Raw genomic sequence first — 17,537 nt, 5'->3', positions numbered from 1 at the left:
AGGTTCACATGGAGCACTGGAAACGCACGATCGAAAGAGCCAACCGCTGTTTCGCAGAAGGCGAACTGGTCGATGCCCGGGAGCACTATTTGCAGGCGCTTGCGCTGGCTCAAGTGTTGTTCGAGCGCTGGAGTGATGCCGACGAAGCAGTGGCGGCCTGTGTCATTTCGCATCACAACCTGGCGGATCTGCATTTGCGCCTCAATCAGCCGGAGGAAAGCGTCGAGTACCTCTGTGCGATCCATCAGCGCTTATTGCAAACCATGCAGAACGCCCGTCTGTCGTCAGCGTTGCGTGAAGCAGCGTTGCGTCAGAGCAGTAAAACTTATGTCGAGCTTTTGAATTTCATCAGTGAGCACGGCGAATACCCGCGCTCAAATCTTTTGCTCAAACGCAATGTGGCTCAGAGCAGCCATGAGTTCTCGACAATTAGCGGTCATCACTTAGGAGCACATTGATATGACTTATACCTTGCCTGCCTTGCCTTATGCCTATGACGCGCTTGAGCCGCATATTGATGCGCAAACCATGGAAATCCACTACACCAAGCATCACCAGACCTACATCAATAATCTGAATGCGGCGGTAGAGGGGACGGAGTGGGCGCAATGGCCTGTAGAAAAACTGGTGGCCAGTGTTCATCAACTGCCCGAGAAGCTGCAGGCTGCGGTGATCAACCAGGGTGGCGGGCATGCCAACCACTCGCTGTTTTGGGAGGTCATGAGCCCGAAGGGCGGAGGCAAGCCAGAAGGTGCGCTGGCCAAGGCGATTGACCAGCAACTGGGTGGGCTGGAGACGTTCAAGGAGAATTTCACCAAGGCTGCGTTGACGCGCTTTGGCAGTGGCTGGGCGTGGTTGAGCGTGACGCCGCAAAAAACACTGGTGATAGAAAGCAGTGGTAACCAGGACAGCCCGTTAATGAATGGCAATACGCCAATTCTGGGGCTGGATGTGTGGGAGCATGCCTACTACCTTCGTTATCAAAATCGCCGTCCGGAGTACATTAACGCGTTCTACAACGTGATTAATTGGCCAGAAGTGGCGCGTCGTTATCAAGCCGCGATTGGCTGAGCCCACTTAACAGGATTCAGGCGGATTATGGGCACGCAAATGTTGGCAGTCGGTGGTGTTCGGATGTTTCGTTATGCCCTCGGCACGCTCTTGTTGTTGGCGGGCACAGCTTTGCTGGTGGCCAAAGGATTGGTCTGGCTGGACCTTGAGCCCAGATTACTGCGGGCGCTGCAAGGCGGTTCGCTTTGTGCGTTAGGTACTGCGTTGGGCGCGGTGCCGGTTTTGGTCATTCGTAAAATGCCAGTTGCGGTCAGCGACACCTTGCTGGGCTTTGGTGCCGGGGTGATGTTGGCCGCCACGGCTTTTTCGCTGATTGTGCCGGGTATTGCTGCAGCTCAAAGTCTGGGGTTGTCGCCCTGGGCCTCAAGCGGTCTGATCAGTGTGGGCATCCTGCTGGGTGCATTTTGCCTGTTTCTGGTAGATCGAAAGGTATCGGGCGCCGGGCCGGAGGTTTTTGCCAGCCGTCCCGGCGAGCCGGTTATTGCACCACGAATATGGCTGTTTGTAATCGCGATTGTGGCGCACAACATTCCTGAGGGCATGGCGGTCGGGGTGTCAGCGGGTGGCGGAATGCCTGATGCCGATAGCTTGGCAATGGGGATTGCGTTGCAGGATGTGCCGGAAGGGCTGGTGATTGCCTTGGTGCTGGCTGGGGCTGGGATGTCGCGGGTCAAGGCCTTCCTGATTGGAGCAGCCTCGGGCTTGGTCGAGCCAGTGTTTGCGGTGCTCTGCGCCTGGCTGGTCAATCTGGCCGAAGTGTTGTTGCCATTGGGGTTGGCATTGGCTGCAGGAGCGATGCTGCTGGTTGTCACACAAGAGGTGATCCCGGAGTCGCGGCGCAATGGTCACGAAAAGCTGGCGAGCCTGGGGTTGTGTGTGGGCTTCTGCCTGATGATGGTGATGGATACAGCGTTAGGTTGAGCCGATCTCTTTAGCCGCTGCCGCAGCAGGCTGCGATCGGGCGCGGTTTTCGGGAAATGAAGGTCCTTAGGACCTTATCGCAGCCTGCGGCAGCGGCTACAGGTTGACGTGCGGCTACTCACCTTCATCGAAGAAGTTGTTGATCAGCGCGACCAGCGCATCCAAAGCTTCCTGTTCTTTCTCGCCTTCGGTTTTCAGGTGGATGGTGGTCCCTTTGCCGGCGGCGAGCATCATCATTGCCATGATGCTCTTGCCGTCAACCATTGACTCAGGTGTGCGACCTGCCCGGATCTGGCATGGAAACTGACCTGCGATACCGACGAACTTTGCAGATGCCCGGGCGTGCAAACCCAGTTTGTTGATGATTTGTATTTCCAGTGCAGGCATCGCAGGGTAGATCCTTCAAGTAAGGTCGCGGTGGCGAACCTGGACGTTCTTCAGAGTTTCTTGCAGGCACTTGCCCAAGCGTTCAGTCAGGTAGACGGAGCGGTGATGTCCGCCCGTGCAGCCAATCCCAATCGTTACGTAGGCACGATTGCTTGCGGCAAAGCGTGGTAGCCACTTCAGCAGGTAGCTGGAGATGTCCTGGAACATTTCTTCGACATCAGGTTGTGCTGCCAGGTAGTCGGCAACCGGCTGATCCAATCCGGATTGCTCACGCAGTTCCGGTTTCCAATACGGGTTGGGCAGGCAACGTACGTCAAAGACCAGGTCGGCATCCACTGGCATCCCGCGCTTGAAGCCAAACGACTCAACCAAAAAGGCGGTGCCGGGTTCTGGTTTGTTCAGCAAGCGCAGCTTGATGGTGTCGCGCAGCTGATACAGGTTCAGATTGGTGGTGTTGATGGTCAGGTCAGCGAGGTCGGCGATCGGTCCAAGCAGTTGGGTTTCATCGCGAATGGCCTCGGCAAGCGAGCGGCTTGCACTGCTGAGCGGGTGACGCCTGCGTGTTTCCGAGAAGCGCTTGAGCAGGGTTTCTTCGTCGGCATCCAGGTACAGGACATCGCACTGGATATGCCGGTTGCGAACCTCTTCAAGCAACTGAGGAAAGCGTGACAAGTGGCTTGGCAGGTTTCGCGCGTCAATCGACACGGCCACCAACGGCTGAGCCAATTCGGTGTGAATCAGCGCGCGCTCGGCCAGTTCCGGCAGCAAACCTGCCGGCAGGTTGTCGATGCAATAGAAACCGTTGTCTTCAAGGACGGCGAGGGCAGTACTTTTACCGGAGCCGGAGCGTCCGCTGACAATTACTAAGCGCATGATTAATGACCGTTCTGTACGTCCAGAACAACCTGATACAACGCTTCGTTGCTGGGTGCGGTGCGCAGTCTTTCGCGCACGTCTTTACGATCGAGCATGCTGGCAATCTGCCGAAGCAGTTCCAGGTGTGCATCGGTTGCCGCTTCTGGCACCAGCAAAACGAAAAGCAGGTCGACCGGCGCGCCATCGATGGCGTCGAAATCTATAGGGGCGTCGAGGTGAAGCAAGGCGCTTACAGGCGACTCACAGCCCTTGAGGCGGCAATGGGGTATGGCGATGCCGTTACCAAAACCAGTGGAACCCAGTTTTTCACGGGCGATAAGGCTCTCAAAAACATCCTGCATTTCGAGACCAGGCACTTCGCGGCTGATCAGGTTGGCAATGTGTTCGAGTGCGCGCTTTTTACTGCCGCCCGGCGCGTTCACCAAGGAACGGCCGGGGGTCAGGATACTTTCAAGTCGGATCATGGGTAGGGAGTATTAACGACCGGTCGCGCCCTGGAGCAGGCTTTGGGTCTTTTCCTTATGCTTTTTCAGTTGGCGATCAAGCTTGTCAGTGAGCAGATCAATGGCGGCATACATGTCGTCATGCTCGGCGTTGGCAACGACTTCTCCTCCATGGATATGCAAGGTAGCTTCGATTTTCTGTTTCAGTTTTTCGACCGCCATCGTTACCTGTACGTTGGTAATCTTGTCGAAATGACGCTCAAGTCGGTCGAGTTTTTCGCCGATGTAAGCGCGTAGCGGTTCGGTGACTTCCAGTTGGTGTCCACTGATGTTGACTTGCATACAGTTTCTCCTTTGATGCCATTGCATAAAGTGGCAGGCCGAGCAGCCTGCCACTGAAACGCCGGGGTCCGTGGCTTACATCAAACGCTTGCGTTCGCTCGAAGGCGCTATCCCTAGGGATTCGCGGTACTTGGCGACGGTGCGACGGGCTACCTGAATACCTTGTGCCTCCAGTAAACCAGCGATCTTGCTGTCACTCAACGGCTTTTTCTGATTTTCAGCGGCAACCAGTTTTTTGATGATGGCACGGATGGCAGTGGAGGAGCATTCGCCGCCTTCAGAGGTGCTGACGTGGCTGGAGAAAAAATACTTCAGCTCATAAATACCACGCGGGGTATGCATGAATTTTTGTGTGGTAACACGCGAAATGGTGGATTCGTGCATGCCCACTGCTTCTGCGATGTCATGCAGTACCAGTGGCTTCATGGCCTCGTCGCCATACTCCAGAAAACCGCGCTGATGCTCGACGATTTGGGTCGCCACTTTCATCAGGGTTTCGTTGCGGCTCTGCAGGCTTTTGATAAACCAGCGCGCTTCTTGCAGCTGGTTGCGCATAAAGGTGTTGTCGGCACTGGTGTCGGCACGGCGCACGAAGCCTGCGTATTGCGGGTTCACCCGCAGGCGTGGCACTGATTCCTGGTTGAGTTCTACCAGCCAGCGTTCGTTATCCTTGCGCACGATCACGTCCGGAACGACGTACTCGGCTTCGCTGGACTCGATTTGCGAGCCGGGGCGCGGGTTGAGGCTTTGTACCAGTTCGATGACCTGGCGCAGCTCGTCTTCTTTGAGCTTCATGCGGCGCATGAGCTGGCTGTAGTCGCGTGCGCCCAGCAAGTCGATGTAATCCGTGACCAGGCGTTTGGCTTCGCTCAGCCACGGCGTCTTGGCCGGGAGCTGGCGCAATTGCAGCAGCAGGCACTCGCCAAGATTACGAGCACCAATGCCGGAGGGTTCGAATTGCTGAATGCGGTGTAATACGGCTTCAATTTCGTCGAGTTCGATATCCAGCTCAGGGTCGAACGCTTCGAGAATCTCTTCGAGGGTTTCGTCCAGGTAGCCCTGGTTATTGATGCAGTCGATGAGGGTTACACCGATCAGTCGGTCGGTGTCGGACATCGGTGCAAGGTTCAACTGCCATAGCAAGTGGCTTTGCAGACTCTCGCCAGCAGACGTACGGGTGGTGAAGTCCCACTCGTCATCGTCGTTGCTTGGCAGGCTGCTGGCGCTGGTCTGATAAACATCCTCCCAGGCCGTGTCCACAGGCAGCTCGTTGGGGATGCGGTCGCCCCAGTCGCCGTCTTCCAGGTTGTCTACAGTCTGTGCGGACTCCTGATAGGTGGGCTCCTGAACGTCGGTATTGGGTTTTTGCTCGATGTTGTCGGCCAAGGGGTCTGCATTGTCGAAGTCGTCGCCTTCTTCCTGGCGTTCGAGCATCGGATTGGACTCCAGGGCTTCCTGGATTTCCTGTTGCAGGTCGAGGGTCGACAATTGGAGCAGGCGGATGGCCTGTTGCAGCTGAGGTGTCATAGTCAGCTGCTGGCCCATTCTCAGGACTAGCGATGGTTTCATGGCAGGGGCTTAACACCTTATTCGCCGGCGCACATGGCGCCATCCACTACAGGGCGCGTGAGCGCCAAACATAAGCAAATTATATGCCTGAAACCGGTGCGTTTGCCTAGGGGGCGTTCTCAATTAGTTTCCACGGCGATGGGCAAACCAATTTAGAGCGCGCCAATGAGCGGCTGGGCAATAAAAATCATGGGGACTTTTTACTGCCCCTGGTGCTCTGGCAACACGCTCCATGCCTGGATTTACAGGCGGAACTCGTGGCCCAGGTAAACTTCTCTCACCAGTTTGTTGGCAAGAATCGTTTCTGCATCACCTTCAGCGATCAACTGTCCGTCGTTCACGATATAAGCGGTTTCGCAGATATCGAGTGTTTCGCGCACGTTGTGATCGGTGATCAGCACGCCAATGCCTTTGGCCTTGAGGTGATGAATGATTTGCTTGATATCGCCCACCGAAATCGGGTCAACCCCGGCGAACGGCTCGTCGAGGAGGATGAACTTGGGCGCAGTGGCCAAGGCGCGGGCAATTTCGACCCGGCGACGTTCACCACCCGACAGGCTCATGCCCAGGTTGTCGCGGATGTGGTTGATGTGGAACTCCTGCAGCAGGCTTTCCAGCTCTTTGCGCCGACTGGCCTTGTCGAGCTCCTTGCGTGTCTCGAGGATCGCCATGATGTTATCCGCTACAGACAGTTTGCGGAAAATCGAGGCTTCCTGCGGCAAGTAACCAATGCCGGCGCGTGCGCGGCCGTGCATCGGTTCGTGGCTGACATCCAGATCATCGATCAGGACGCGACCCTGATCGGCATGCACCAGGCCGACAATCATGTAGAAGCACGTAGTCTTGCCCGCACCGTTAGGGCCGAGCAAGCCCACGATTTGCCCGCTGTCGATCGACAGGCTGACATCACGTACTACCTGACGGCTCTTGTAGCTTTTGGCCAGATGCTGGGCTTTCAGAGTTGCCATTACTGGGCCTTCTGCGGGTCGGTTTTCTTCTTGGGCTGGATCACCATGTCGATGCGTGGGCGAGGCGCTGTTACCTGGCTACCATTTGCACGACCGGCGTTGGCGACTTGTTTCACCGTGTCGTAAACGATTTTCTCGCCTTCGGTGGTGTTGCCGTCGTTGATGACTTTGGCCTTGTCGATCAGCACGATGCGATTTTGCGGCGCATGGTACTGAATGGTCACGGCGTAAGCCTGAACCGGTTTAGGATCTGTGGCTTTTTGCAGTTGCTCGAAGTAAGCCAGGTTGCCTACGGAGGTCACCACGTCGATTTCGCCCGCTGCGTTACGGGTGATGGTGACGGTGTTGCCGGTGATTTTCATCGAGCCCTGGGTGATGATCACATCGCCCTTGTAGGTGGCGATGCCTTGCTTGTCATCCAGTTGTGCTTCGTTGGCCTGAATGCGGATAGGTTGCTCGTTGTCGTTCGGCAGAGCCCAGGCGCTCACGCTTCCCAGTGCTGCGCTCAAGCTGAGCAATAAAGGGAGGGTTTTAACGAGACTCATACTGTCCTCTTACGTTGGACAGCAGGTCCATCCTGCCGTCTTTCAAATATGCTTTCATTCCCTTGCCAGTAGTAACGCCGCCAGCACCGTCGATTCTAACGTCTCGCTCGGTCTGCGCATATTGCTTCTGCGGGAATACAGTCATGCGTGTACTGGTAATAATAGTGGTGCGTTTTTTCTCGTCGGTACGGGCTATGCGCACCGAGTCGATCAGCTCGACCTCGGTACCGTCCGGATTGACTTCGCCGCGCTCACTTTTCACGTCCCATGGGTAAGCCGTACCGCGATAAAGCTGCATTTTCGGGTTGGTCAGTTGAGTGACCTCCGAGGCTTTCAAATGTTCAAGCTTCTCGGAGGTCATCTCGTACTGCAGCTTGCCGTCGGGCAGAAACTGTAGGCTGCGTGCGTTGGTTGCGAAATAGTCGATAGCATTTTCGTCAACGGCCACGGTCGGGGCGTCGAGAAAGCGTTCTGGCCTGATATTCCAATAGCCAACTGCTGCAAACAGCGAAGCAATGACCGCGAACAGCAGTATTTGGCGAATCTTTTTGCTCAGCATATAAAGCTCTATAGGTAGGCGGCGTGGGCTGCGTCCAGGCTGCCCTGGGCACGCAGAATCAGCTCGCAGAATTCGCGGGCGGCACCTTCGCCACCACGTGCCTGGGTAACGCCATGGGCGTGCTCGCGAACAAAACTTGCGGCATTGGCTACTGCCATGCCAAGGCCGACGCGACGGATAACCGGCAAGTCAGGCAAATCGTCGCCCAGATAGGCAACCTGTTCATAGCTTAGGTTGAGTTGGCCAAGAAGCTCGTCCAACACCACCAATTTATCTTCCCGGCCCTGATAGAGATACGGGATGCCCAGATTTTGCGCGCGGCGTTCGACTACAGGGGTTTTGCGACCGCTGATAATTGCGGTCTGAACACCGGCCGCCATCAGCATTTTGATGCCTTGGCCGTCGAGGGTGTTGAATGTTTTGAATTCGCTGCCGTCTTCGAGAAAGTACAGGCGGCCGTCGGTCAACACACCGTCAACGTCAAAAATGGCAAGCTTGATGCCCTTGCCGCGCTTGAGAAGGTCCTGGGTCATTACATTACTCCTGCGCGTAGCAAATCGTGCATGTTCAAGGCGCCAACCGGGCGGTCTTGCTTGTCGACAACAACCAGTGCGCTGATTTTGTGGTCTTCCATGATCTTCAGGGCTTCGGCTGCCAGCATGTCGGCGCGGGCGGTTTTGCCGTGGGGGGTCATGACAGCATCGATGGTTGCGTTGCGGATATCGATTTCGCGGTCCAGGGTGCGGCGCAAGTCACCGTCAGTGAAAATCCCGGCCAGACGGCCATCTTCTTCAATGACGACAGTCATGCCCAGGCCCTTGTGGGTCATTTCCATCAACGCTTCTTTGAGCAGGGTGCCACGCATGACTTGCGGCAACTCATCGCCAGAGTGCATGACGTTTTCGACCTTGAGCAGCAAACGGCGGCCCAGTGCTCCACCAGGATGGGAGAAGGCAAAGTCTTCGGCCGTAAAACCACGGGCTTCGAGCAGTGCTATGGCCAGTGCGTCGCCCAGCACCAGGGTGGCCGTGGTGGAGGAGGTGGGCGCTAGGTTTAGCGGGCAGGCCTCCTGGGCCACGCTTGCATCAAGGCTCACATCGGCAGCCTTGGCCAGGGGCGACTGCGGATTTCCCGTCATACTGATCAATTTGATGCCCAGGCGCTTGATCAAAGGCAGCAAGGTGACGATTTCGGCGGTTGAGCCGGAATTGGACAGCGCGAGGATGATGTCATCGCGGGTGATCATGCCCATGTCACCGTGGCTGGCTTCTGCCGGATGGACGAAAAAAGCCGTGGTGCCGGTGCTTGCCAGGGTGGCGGCAATTTTGTTGCCTATGTGCCCTGACTTGCCCATGCCGACCACGACTACCCGGCCTTTACTTGCCAAAATCATCTCGCAAGCGCGTACAAAATCTGCGTCGATATGAGTCAGCAAGCCCTCTACGGCTTCCAGTTCGAGGCGGATGGTACGTTGGGCAGATTGAATCAGGTCGCTGGATTGGCTCATGGTTGAAGTCGGGTAGCCTGAGAAAAGGCAACGATTATAGCGGTTATGTGGCGTTCCCTCACGCTTGATCGCAGTGCTTTATTGCCTGCATAGGTAAAGTGTTCGTGTGTTTACAGAAAAACCGTCTTTATTTCGCTGTATTGAGGCTTAACCGGCACTCCTTCGGTCTTGGGCGGTCACTATGAGCAGTGGTATAGTTCGCCGCCAGTTCGGCCCGCCAGGGAACGCGTGCTTCTTGATAAGAAGTTTGGTGTCCGGGTGAGAGGCAGAGGCTGCATCGCAAGGAGTTTAGATGAGCGCCGATAACGCCTACGCGGTCGAGCTGAAGGGAGTGTCCTTCAAGCGCGGTACGCGCAGCATCTTCAATAATGTCGATATTCGAATTCCCCGTGGCAAGGTCACGGGAATCATGGGCCCGTCGGGCTGCGGCAAAACCACACTATTGCGCCTGATGGGCATGCAACTGCGTCCCAGCAGCGGCGAAGTGTGGGTCAACAATCAAAACCTGCCGACTCTGTCGCGCAGTGATTTGTTTGATGCCCGCAAGCACATGGGTGTGTTGTTTCAGAGTGGTGCGCTGTTCACTGATCTGGATGTATTCGAGAACGTTGCCTTCCCGCTGCGGGTGCATACCCAACTGCCTGAAGAAATGATTCGTGACATCGTGCTGCTGAAATTGCAGGCGGTGGGCTTGCGCGGGGCTATCGATCTGATGCCCGACGAGTTGTCCGGCGGCATGAAGCGTCGGGTGGCCTTGGCGCGCGCGATTGCCCTGGATCCGCAAATCCTGATGTATGACGAACCCTTCGTGGGCCAGGACCCTATTGCAATGGGGGTGCTGGTACGGCTGATTCGTCTGCTTAATGATGCGCTGGGTATCACCAGTATTGTGGTGTCGCACGACCTGGCTGAAACCGCGAGTATCGCTGACTACCTATATGTAGTCGGTGATGGTCAGGTGCTGGGGCAGGGGACGCCTGAAGAATTGATGAACGCCGATAACCCGCGCATTCGTCAGTTCATGACCGGCGATCCGGATGGCCCGGTTCCGTTTCACTTTCCGGCGTCGGACTACCGAACCGATCTACTGGGGAAGCGCTGATGCGCAGACATTCATTAATGGACCGTATCGGCTTGTTTGGTCGAGCCGGAATCGACATCGTCTCGGTGCTGGGGCGGTCGACGATTTTCCTGTTTCATGCACTGCTTGGGCGGGGCGGTCTTGGCGGCGGGTTTGGGTTGCTGATCAAGCAACTGCACTCCGTTGGCGTCATGTCGCTGGTGATCATCGTGGTGTCCGGCATATTCATCGGCATGGTGCTGGCGCTGCAAGGTTTCAGTATTCTGTCCAGCTATGGTTCCGAGCAGGCGGTTGGGCAGATGGTGGCCCTTACTCTGTTGCGTGAGCTGGGGCCGGTGGTGACCGCTTTGCTGTTCGCCGGGCGGGCAGGTTCTGCGTTGACCGCTGAAATCGGCAACATGAAATCGACCGAGCAGTTGTCCAGTCTGGAAATGATTGGGGTCGACCCCCTCAAGTACATCATTGCGCCACGGTTGTGGGCCGGGTTTATTTCCCTGCCTGTGCTGGCGATGATTTTCAGTGTGGTCGGCATTTGGGGCGGTTCATGGGTTGCAGTGGACTGGCTGGGTGTCTATGACGGCTCGTACTGGGCCAATATGCAAAATAGCGTGACCTTCAGTGGTGACGTACTTAACGGGATCATCAAAAGCATCGTCTTTGCTTTTGTGGTGACCTGGATTGCCGTGTTTCAAGGTTATGACTGTGAGCCCACATCAGAGGGGATCAGCCGTGCCACTACCAAGACCGTGGTGTATGCCTCTCTGGCAGTACTCGGGCTGGACTTCATTTTGACTGCCTTGATGTTTGGAGATTTCTGATGCAAAACCGCACCATGGAAATCGGTGTCGGCCTGTTCCTGCTGGCTGGCATCCTGGCTTTGCTACTGCTCGCCCTGCGGGTCAGCGGACTGTCCCCGACCGCCAGTACCGACACCTACAAGCTGTATGCCAATTTTGACAACATTGCCGGCCTGACCGTGCGCGCCAAAGTCACCATGGCGGGCGTGACCATAGGCAAGGTTACGGCGATTGATCTGGACCGTGACAACTACATGGCCCGTGTCACACTGCAGCTCGAAAAAGCGGTGGATAACCTGCCGACCGACTCGACTGCGTCTATTCTCACAGCGGGCCTGCTGGGCGAGAAATACATCGGTTTGAGCGTGGGTGGCGAAGACACTGTGCTCAAGGACGGTGGCACCATTCACGACACTCAGTCGTCGCTGGTCCTTGAAGACCTGATCGGTAAATTCCTGCTCAATACCGTTAGCAAAGACGCCAAATAAGGAGCTTTAAGATGATTTCTCTCTTGCGCCGTGGCCTGTTGGTAATTATGGCTGCAGCCCTCCCTCTGGTGGCGAACGCGGCACCGGGGCAGTCTGCTCACGACATCGTTTCAGACACGACAACCCGGTTGCTGGCTGACCTAGCTGCTAATAAAGAGCAGTACAAGCAAAGCCCGAGCAAGTTCTACGATGCCTTGAACGGTATTGTCGGACCGGTGGTGGATGTCGACGGTATTTCCAAAAGCATCATGACCGTGAAGTACTCGCGCAACGCGACCCCCGCGCAAATGCAACGCTTTCAAGAGAACTTCAAGCGCAGCCTGATGCAGTTCTATGGCAATGCCTTGCTTGAGTTCAACAACAAGGGCATCACCGTTTCGCCCGCCAAGGATGAAAGCGGGGATCGCACCAGTGTCGACATGACCGTCAAAGGCGATAACGGTGCCATTTACCCTCTGTCCTATACCCTTAACAAGGTGAATGGCGAGTGGAAGGTGCGCAACGTGATCATCAATGGCATCAACATCGGCAAGTTGTTCCGTGATCAGTTCGCCGACGCCATGCAGCGCAACGGCAATAATCTGGATAAAACCATCGATAACTGGGCTGGCGAAGTTGCCAAGGCCAAGGAAACTACCGATGCGGCTTCGCCCAAGGCTGCAGGCCAATGAGTGAAGCGGCTGTAACCCTGGCCGGCGAGAGTGAGTTGCGCCTCTGTGGCGTGCTCGATTATCAGACCGGCCCTCGTTTGCGCACAGAAGGCCAGGCCCTGATCAAAAAAGCCTTGGCCAAGGCATTGGTCGTTGACTGCTCGGGTGTCACAAAATCCAGCAGCGTCGGTTTGTCGCTGCTGCTGTGTTACATCCGTGATGCGCAAGCCCTGAACAAGCCATTGAGCATTCGTGACATGCCCGAAGACATGCGTGAAATCGCCCAGGTCTCGGGCTTGACCGAGCTGCTGGCACATCATTAATAGCCACGTGTAGAAAAGTCCCCCCGTCAGAGTCCTGTTGTACGGGGTTCGCAGGCGCGGGGCTTTTTTGTATGATGGCCGACCCGCGCGCGTTAGGCGCCGATTGAGGTTGAGCATGCAGGCCGTAGAAGTGAAGAGCTTTCTTGAGGGAAAGCTGCCTGGAACCCAGGTAGAAGTTGAGGGCGAAGGCTGCAACTTTCAGCTGAACGTGATTAGTGACGAACTGGTGGCCCTGAGCCCGGTCAAGCGTCAACAAAGCATCTATGCCCATTTGAACCCGTGGATTGCTGATGGCAGCATCCATGCGGTCACTATGAAATTCTTCAGCAGCGCGGCCTGGGCCGAGCGCACCTGAGCCCCCTGAGCCCATTGGCGTCGAGATTGTTATGGATAAATTGATTATTACCGGCGGTGTTCGTCTAGATGGCGAAATCCGCATTTCCGGGGCGAAGAACTCCGCCCTGCCGATTCTGGCAGCGACCTTGCTGTGCAATGGCCCGGTCACTGTGGCCAACCTGCCGCACTTGCATGACATCACCACCATGATCGAGCTGTTCGGTCGCATGGGCATTGAGCCGGTGATCGATGAGAAACTCAGCGTCGAAATCAACCCGAACACCATCAAAACCCTGGTTGCGCCGTACGAACTGGTTAAAACCATGCGTGCTTCGATCCTGGTTCTGGGTCCGATGGTTGCGCGCTTCGGTTATGCCGAAGTTGCCTTGCCAGGCGGTTGCGCCATTGGTTCGCGTCCGGTTGACCTGCACATCCGCGGCCTTGAAGCCATGGGCGCAGTGATCGACGTTGAGGGCGGCTACATCAAGGCCAAGGCTCCGGAAGGCGGCTTGCGCGGTGCCAACTTCTTCTTCGATACCGTCAGTGTGACCGGTACTGAAAACATCATGATGGCCGCAGCTCTGGCCAATGGCCGCAGCGTCTTGCAGAACTCTGCTCGCGAGCCTGAAGTCGTCGACCTGGCCAACTTCCTGAACGCCATGGGCGCCAAGGTCAGCGGTGCAGGCACTGACACCATCACCATTGATGGCGTTAAAGAGTTGCACCCAGCAACTTACCGCGTGATGCCGGACCGTATCGAAACCGGTACTTACCTGGTAGCTGCTGCCGTGACCGGCGGCCGCGTGAAGGTCAAGGACACCGATCCGACCATCCTCGAAGCCGTTCTTGAAAAGCTCAAGGAAGCGGGTGCAGAAATCACCACCGGTGAAGACTGGATCGAGCTGAACATGCACGGCAAGCGCCCTAAAGCGGTGAACGTGCGTACGGCTCCGTACCCGGCGTTCCCGACCGACATGCAGGCGCAGTTCATTTCCCTGAACGCCATTGCCGAAGGCACGGGGGCAGTGATCGAGACCATCTTCGAAAACCGCTTCATGCACGTTTACGAGCTGCACCGCATGGGTGCCAAGATCCAGGTCGAAGGCAACACTGCCATCGTCACCGGTACTGAGACCCTTAAAGGCGCACCGGTAATGGCGACTGACCTGCGTGCTTCGGCCAGCCTGGTCATCTCGGCTCTGGTCGCTGAAGGCGATACCCTGATCGACCGCATCTACCACATAGACCGTGGTTACGAGTGCATCGAAGAAAAACTGCAAATGCTGGGCGCCAAAATTCGCCGCGTTCCGGGCTAGTTTTTGCTGTTTGGCATCATGGGCACAGGGATAGTGTCCAGCCGCCAGGTGACGTAATGGCTTGCAAGCGTTACCTTACCTGGCCTCGAATCGTTCAAGTCGTGCCTGATATCAGGCTCGATGCTTGTCCGGCGCCGATTGCGCCCGGGCAAAAGTACCCTGATAAGGACTTACGTTTCCCATGTTGACCATTGCACTGTCCAAGGGCCGTATCCTTGACGACACCCTGCCGCTTCTCGCTGAAGCGGGCATTGTGCCGACCGAGAATCCGGACAAAAGCCGCAAGCTGATTATTCCGACTACCCAGCCCGATGTACGTCTGCTGATCGTACGCGCCACTGACGTGCCGACGTACGTTGAACATGGCGCGGCAGACCTCGGTGTCGCGGGTAAAGACGTGCTGATGGAATACGGTGGCCAGGGCCTTTACGAGCCGCTGGATCTTCAGATTGCCCAGTGCAAGCTGATGACTGCCGGTGCCATCGGTGCCGTTGAGCCAAAAGGCCGCCTGCGCGTTGCCACCAAGTTCGTCAATGTCGCCAAGCGTTATTACGCTGAGCAAGGCCGTCAGGTCGACATCATCAAGCTGTACGGCTCGATGGAACTGGCCCCGCTGATTGGCCTGGCAGACAAGATCATCGACGTTGTCGATACCGGTAACACCTTGCGTGCCAATGGCCTGGAACCTCAGGAATTCATTGCCGCCATCAGCTCCCGCCTGGTGGTTAACAAGGCTTCGATGAAAATGCAGCACGCCCGTATTCAAGCCCTGATCGATACCCTGCGCAAGGCAGTGGAATCCCGACACCGCGGCTGACTCACCTGCGCGACCTTGAGTCGCGCCCATCTATCCGTGTAATAGCCAGAAATTTCAGCGACCTGCGCGGATGGCTTGGTAGTCTTGCTGCCTTCACTGTGTAACATCATCCATTCTAAGCATCCGCCCAATACCGAGGCCCTCGCTATGACCGCTCCCACTGCAATTCGCCGACTCAACGCTGCTGACCCGGATTTCGCGCAGCATCTGGATCATCTGCTGAGCTGGGAAAGTGTGTCTGACGACTCGGTCAACCAGCGTGTGCTCGACATCATCAAAGCCGTGCGCGAGCGTGGCGACGCTGCACTGGTTGAGTTCACCCAACGCTTTGACGGACTGAGCGTCAACTCAATGGCGGACTTGATCCTGCCCCGCGAGCGCCTGGAGCTGGCCCTGACCCGCATCACCGCGCCGCAACGTGATGCGCTGGAAAAAGCCGCGCAACGTGTACGCAGCTATCACGAAAAACAGAAGCAGGACTCCTGGAGCTACACCGAAGCCGACGGCACGGTGCTGGGCCAAAAAGTCACGCCGCTGGACCGTGCGGGTTTGTATGTACCGGGCGGCAAAGCCTCGTACCCGTCGTCGGTGCTGATGAACGCCATTCCTGCCAAAGTTGCAGGCGTTACCGAAGTGGTGATGGTAGTGCCGACCCCCCGTGGTGAAATCAATGAGCTGGTGCTGGCTGCCGCTTGCATTGCGGGCGTTGATCGCGTGTTCACCATCGGCGGCGCGCAAGCTGTTGCGGCACTGGCTTATGGCACAGAAAGCGTCCCGAAAGTCGACAAAGTGGTCGGCCCGGGCAATATCTATGTTGCCACCGCCAAACGCCACGTGTTTGGTCAAGTCGGTATCGACATGATCGCCGGCCCTTCAGAAATTCTGGTGGTGTGCGACGGCCTGACCGATCCGGACTGGATCGCCATGGACCTGTTCTCCCAGGCCGAGCATGACGAAGACGCGCAAGCGATTCTGGTCAGCCCCGACGCCGAGTTCCTCGACAAGGTCGCGGCCAGCATCGCCAAGCTGCTACCGACCATGGAGCGGGCCGAAATCATCGAAACCTCGATCAATGGTCGTGGCGCACTGATTCTGGTTAATGACATGCAGCAAGCCATCGATGTTGCCAACCGCATTGCTCCGGAGCACCTGGAGTTGTCGGTGGCTGACCCGCAAGCCTGGCTGCCGCAGATCCGTCACGCTGGCGCGATCTTCATGGGCCGACACACGTCTGAAGCCCTGGGTGATTACTGCGCGGGCCCCAACCACGTATTGCCAACTTCCGGCACGGCACGTTTTTCGTCGCCGCTGGGGGTGTATGACTTCCAGAAGCGCTCCTCGATCATCTTCTGCTCCGAGCAGGGTGCTTCCGACCTGGGCAAGACGGCGTCGATTCTCGCCCGCGGTGAATCGCTGACCGGTCACGCCCGCAGTGCCGAATACCGCATCATCGCCGACGAAAAGGGGCAATAAGCATGAGCAAGTTCTGGAGTCCATTCGTTAAGGATCTGGTGCCCTACGTACCGGGTGAGCAACCTAAGCTGACCAAGTTGGTCAAGCTCAACACCAACGAAAACCCTTACGGCCCATCGCCCAAGGCGTTGCTGGCGATGCAGGCCGAGATCAACGACAACCTGCGTTTGTACCCTGACCCGAACAGCGACTTGCTCAAGCAGGCGGTGGCCGATTACTACGGCGTGCAGACCGCTCAGGTGTTTCTGGGCAACGGCTCGGACGAAGTCCTGGCCCATGTGTTCAATGGTCTGTTCCAACACGATAAACCGCTGCTGTTCCCGGATATCAGCTACAGCTTCTATCCGGTTTACTGCGGTTTGTACGGCATCGAATTTGACGCAGTGCCGTTGGATGAGCAGTTCCAGATCCAGCCTGCGGACTATGCCAGGCCTAATGGCGGGATCATCTTCCCGAACCCTAATGCCCCGACCGGCTGCCTGTTGGCGCTGGAGGCCATCGAGCAGATCCTCAAGGCCAGCCCTGATTCAGTGGTTGTGGTGGATGAGGCGTACATCGACTTTGGTGGCGAGACGGCCATCAGTCTGGTGGATCGTTACCCGAACCTGTTGGTGACCCAAACCCTGTCCAAGTCGCGCTCCCTGGCCGGCTTGCGGGTCGGGTTGGCAGTGGGCCACCCGGATCTGATCGAAGCGCTGGAGCGGATCAAGAATAGCTTCAACTCCTACCCGCTGGACCGTATCGCCATTGCGGGCGCTGCGGCTGCGTTTGCCGACCGTGAATACTTCGAGCACACCTGCAAGCAAGTAATCGACAGTCGCGAACACGTGGTAGGGCAGTTGCAGGCGTTGGGTTTTGAAGTGCTGCCATCGGCGGCGAACTTTATCTTCGCTCGTCACCCGGAGCACGATGCCGCGGCGCTGGCGGCCAAGTTGCGGGAGCAGGGCGTGATCGTGCGCCACTTCAAGCATCTGCGCATTGCTCAGTTCCTGCGTATCAGCATCGGCACGCCGGAGCAGAATGCGGCGTTGATTGAAGGGTTGTCGGATATCGAATAGAGGTTGACCG

General features: G+C 56.9%; 23 protein-coding genes. 13 read left to right on the top strand and 10 right to left on the bottom strand.

What is annotated here, in order from left to right:
* The first annotated feature begins 8 nt into the window (after positions 1–8).
* The 3 genes from RGV06_RS10225 to RGV06_RS10215 are packed head-to-tail and all read left to right on the top strand — an operon-like array spanning position 9 to position 1,992.
* Positions 9–458 carry a hypothetical protein gene (locus tag RGV06_RS10225; protein ID WP_048351318.1) on the top strand — a complete coding sequence of 150 codons (450 nt, stop codon included), beginning with the start codon at positions 9–11 and terminating at the stop codon, positions 456–458.
* 1 nt (position 459) lies between these two features.
* Entirely contained in the window at positions 460–1,071 is a 612-nt protein-coding gene (locus RGV06_RS10220; RefSeq protein ID WP_046809024.1) for a superoxide dismutase, read from the top strand.
* 27 nt (positions 1,072–1,098) lie between these two features.
* Entirely contained in the window at positions 1,099–1,992 is an 894-nt protein-coding gene (locus RGV06_RS10215) for a ZIP family metal transporter (protein ID WP_046809023.1), read from the top strand.
* A 114-nt stretch (positions 1,993–2,106) separates the two neighbouring features.
* On the opposite strand, the gene RGV06_RS10210 is transcribed toward RGV06_RS10215, so the two are convergent.
* From RGV06_RS10210 to RGV06_RS10165, 10 genes are all read right to left on the bottom strand, one after another.
* The gene (locus RGV06_RS10210; RefSeq protein ID WP_019825032.1) at positions 2,107–2,379 is read right to left on the bottom strand and encodes an HPr family phosphocarrier protein; all 273 of its coding nucleotides are present in this window, start codon (positions 2,377–2,379) and stop codon (positions 2,107–2,109) included.
* Positions 2,380–2,394: 15 nt separating this feature from the next.
* Complete coding sequence (gene rapZ / locus RGV06_RS10205) at positions 2,395–3,252, bottom strand: RNase adapter RapZ (protein WP_019825031.1); 858 nt, start codon at positions 3,250–3,252, stop codon at positions 2,395–2,397.
* 2 nt (positions 3,253–3,254) lie between these two features.
* Positions 3,255–3,719 (bottom strand): PTS IIA-like nitrogen regulatory protein PtsN, encoded by a 465-nt coding sequence (gene ptsN / locus RGV06_RS10200; protein WP_019825029.1) that lies wholly within the window; start codon positions 3,717–3,719, stop codon positions 3,255–3,257.
* Positions 3,720–3,731: 12 nt separating this feature from the next.
* On the bottom strand, positions 3,732–4,040 hold the full coding sequence (gene hpf / locus RGV06_RS10195) for a ribosome hibernation-promoting factor, HPF/YfiA family (RefSeq protein WP_016781796.1): 309 nt from the start codon (positions 4,038–4,040) through the stop codon (positions 3,732–3,734).
* A 75-nt stretch (positions 4,041–4,115) separates the two neighbouring features.
* Positions 4,116–5,609, bottom strand: coding sequence for an RNA polymerase factor sigma-54 (locus tag RGV06_RS10190; protein ID WP_019825026.1), 1,494 nt, complete (start codon positions 5,607–5,609; stop codon positions 4,116–4,118).
* A 242-nt stretch (positions 5,610–5,851) separates the two neighbouring features.
* Entirely contained in the window at positions 5,852–6,577 is a 726-nt protein-coding gene (lptB, locus tag RGV06_RS10185) for an LPS export ABC transporter ATP-binding protein (RefSeq protein WP_019825024.1), read from the bottom strand.
* Positions 6,577–7,122 carry a lipopolysaccharide transport periplasmic protein LptA gene (lptA, locus tag RGV06_RS10180; protein ID WP_019825022.1) on the bottom strand — a complete coding sequence of 182 codons (546 nt, stop codon included), beginning with the start codon at positions 7,120–7,122 and terminating at the stop codon, positions 6,577–6,579. The genes lptB and lptA overlap by 1 nt, the downstream gene beginning before the upstream one ends.
* The gene (lptC, locus tag RGV06_RS10175) at positions 7,109–7,681 is read right to left on the bottom strand and encodes an LPS export ABC transporter periplasmic protein LptC (protein ID WP_019825020.1); all 573 of its coding nucleotides are present in this window, start codon (positions 7,679–7,681) and stop codon (positions 7,109–7,111) included. The genes lptA and lptC overlap by 14 nt, the downstream gene beginning before the upstream one ends.
* An 8-nt stretch (positions 7,682–7,689) precedes the next feature.
* Positions 7,690–8,214, bottom strand: a complete 525-nt coding sequence (locus RGV06_RS10170) for a KdsC family phosphatase (protein ID WP_019825018.1) — start codon at positions 8,212–8,214, stop codon at positions 7,690–7,692.
* The gene (locus tag RGV06_RS10165) at positions 8,214–9,188 is read right to left on the bottom strand and encodes a KpsF/GutQ family sugar-phosphate isomerase (protein WP_019825016.1); all 975 of its coding nucleotides are present in this window, start codon (positions 9,186–9,188) and stop codon (positions 8,214–8,216) included. Before RGV06_RS10165 ends, RGV06_RS10170 begins: the two co-directional genes overlap by 1 nt.
* Before the next feature lie 292 nt (positions 9,189–9,480).
* On the opposite strand from RGV06_RS10165, the gene RGV06_RS10160 reads away from it, so the two are divergent.
* The 10 genes from RGV06_RS10160 to hisC all read left to right on the top strand — a co-directional run bounded on the left by RGV06_RS10160 (position 9,481) and on the right by hisC (position 17,527).
* Positions 9,481–10,290, top strand: coding sequence for an ATP-binding cassette domain-containing protein (locus RGV06_RS10160; protein ID WP_046809022.1), 810 nt, complete (start codon positions 9,481–9,483; stop codon positions 10,288–10,290).
* A complete protein-coding gene (gene mlaE, locus RGV06_RS10155; RefSeq protein WP_019825012.1) occupies positions 10,290–11,087 on the top strand; it encodes a lipid asymmetry maintenance ABC transporter permease subunit MlaE in 798 nt (265 codons plus the stop codon). The genes RGV06_RS10160 and mlaE overlap by 1 nt, the downstream gene beginning before the upstream one ends.
* Entirely contained in the window at positions 11,087–11,554 is a 468-nt protein-coding gene (mlaD, locus tag RGV06_RS10150; protein ID WP_019825010.1) for an outer membrane lipid asymmetry maintenance protein MlaD, read from the top strand. The genes mlaE and mlaD overlap by 1 nt, the downstream gene beginning before the upstream one ends.
* A gap of 11 nt (positions 11,555–11,565) precedes the next feature.
* On the top strand, positions 11,566–12,225 hold the full coding sequence (locus tag RGV06_RS10145; protein WP_019825008.1) for an MlaC/ttg2D family ABC transporter substrate-binding protein: 660 nt from the start codon (positions 11,566–11,568) through the stop codon (positions 12,223–12,225).
* The gene (locus RGV06_RS10140) at positions 12,222–12,527 is read left to right on the top strand and encodes an STAS domain-containing protein (RefSeq protein WP_198822230.1); all 306 of its coding nucleotides are present in this window, start codon (positions 12,222–12,224) and stop codon (positions 12,525–12,527) included. The genes RGV06_RS10145 and RGV06_RS10140 overlap by 4 nt, the downstream gene beginning before the upstream one ends.
* Positions 12,528–12,642: 115 nt before the next feature.
* A complete protein-coding gene (locus tag RGV06_RS10135; RefSeq protein WP_003439919.1) occupies positions 12,643–12,882 on the top strand; it encodes a BolA family protein in 240 nt (79 codons plus the stop codon).
* A 31-nt stretch (positions 12,883–12,913) separates the two neighbouring features.
* Positions 12,914–14,179 carry a UDP-N-acetylglucosamine 1-carboxyvinyltransferase gene (murA, locus tag RGV06_RS10130; RefSeq protein WP_019825002.1) on the top strand — a complete coding sequence of 422 codons (1,266 nt, stop codon included), beginning with the start codon at positions 12,914–12,916 and terminating at the stop codon, positions 14,177–14,179.
* 181 nt (positions 14,180–14,360) lie between these two features.
* A complete protein-coding gene (hisG, locus tag RGV06_RS10125; RefSeq protein WP_019825000.1) occupies positions 14,361–14,996 on the top strand; it encodes an ATP phosphoribosyltransferase in 636 nt (211 codons plus the stop codon).
* A gap of 147 nt (positions 14,997–15,143) precedes the next feature.
* Positions 15,144–16,469 (top strand): histidinol dehydrogenase, encoded by a 1,326-nt coding sequence (gene hisD / locus RGV06_RS10120; protein ID WP_322149926.1) that lies wholly within the window; start codon positions 15,144–15,146, stop codon positions 16,467–16,469.
* A 2-nt stretch (positions 16,470–16,471) separates the two neighbouring features.
* The gene (gene hisC, locus RGV06_RS10115) at positions 16,472–17,527 is read left to right on the top strand and encodes a histidinol-phosphate transaminase (protein WP_322149925.1); all 1,056 of its coding nucleotides are present in this window, start codon (positions 16,472–16,474) and stop codon (positions 17,525–17,527) included.
* Positions 17,528–17,537 lie beyond the last annotated feature (10 nt).

Origin of the sequence: Pseudomonas sp. CCI3.1 (genome assembly GCF_034313985.1) — a bacterium.
In the GTDB taxonomy this organism is placed as follows: domain Bacteria; phylum Pseudomonadota; class Gammaproteobacteria; order Pseudomonadales; family Pseudomonadaceae; genus Aquipseudomonas; species Aquipseudomonas psychrophila.
This window is presented reverse-complemented; position numbering and strand designations above follow the sequence as displayed.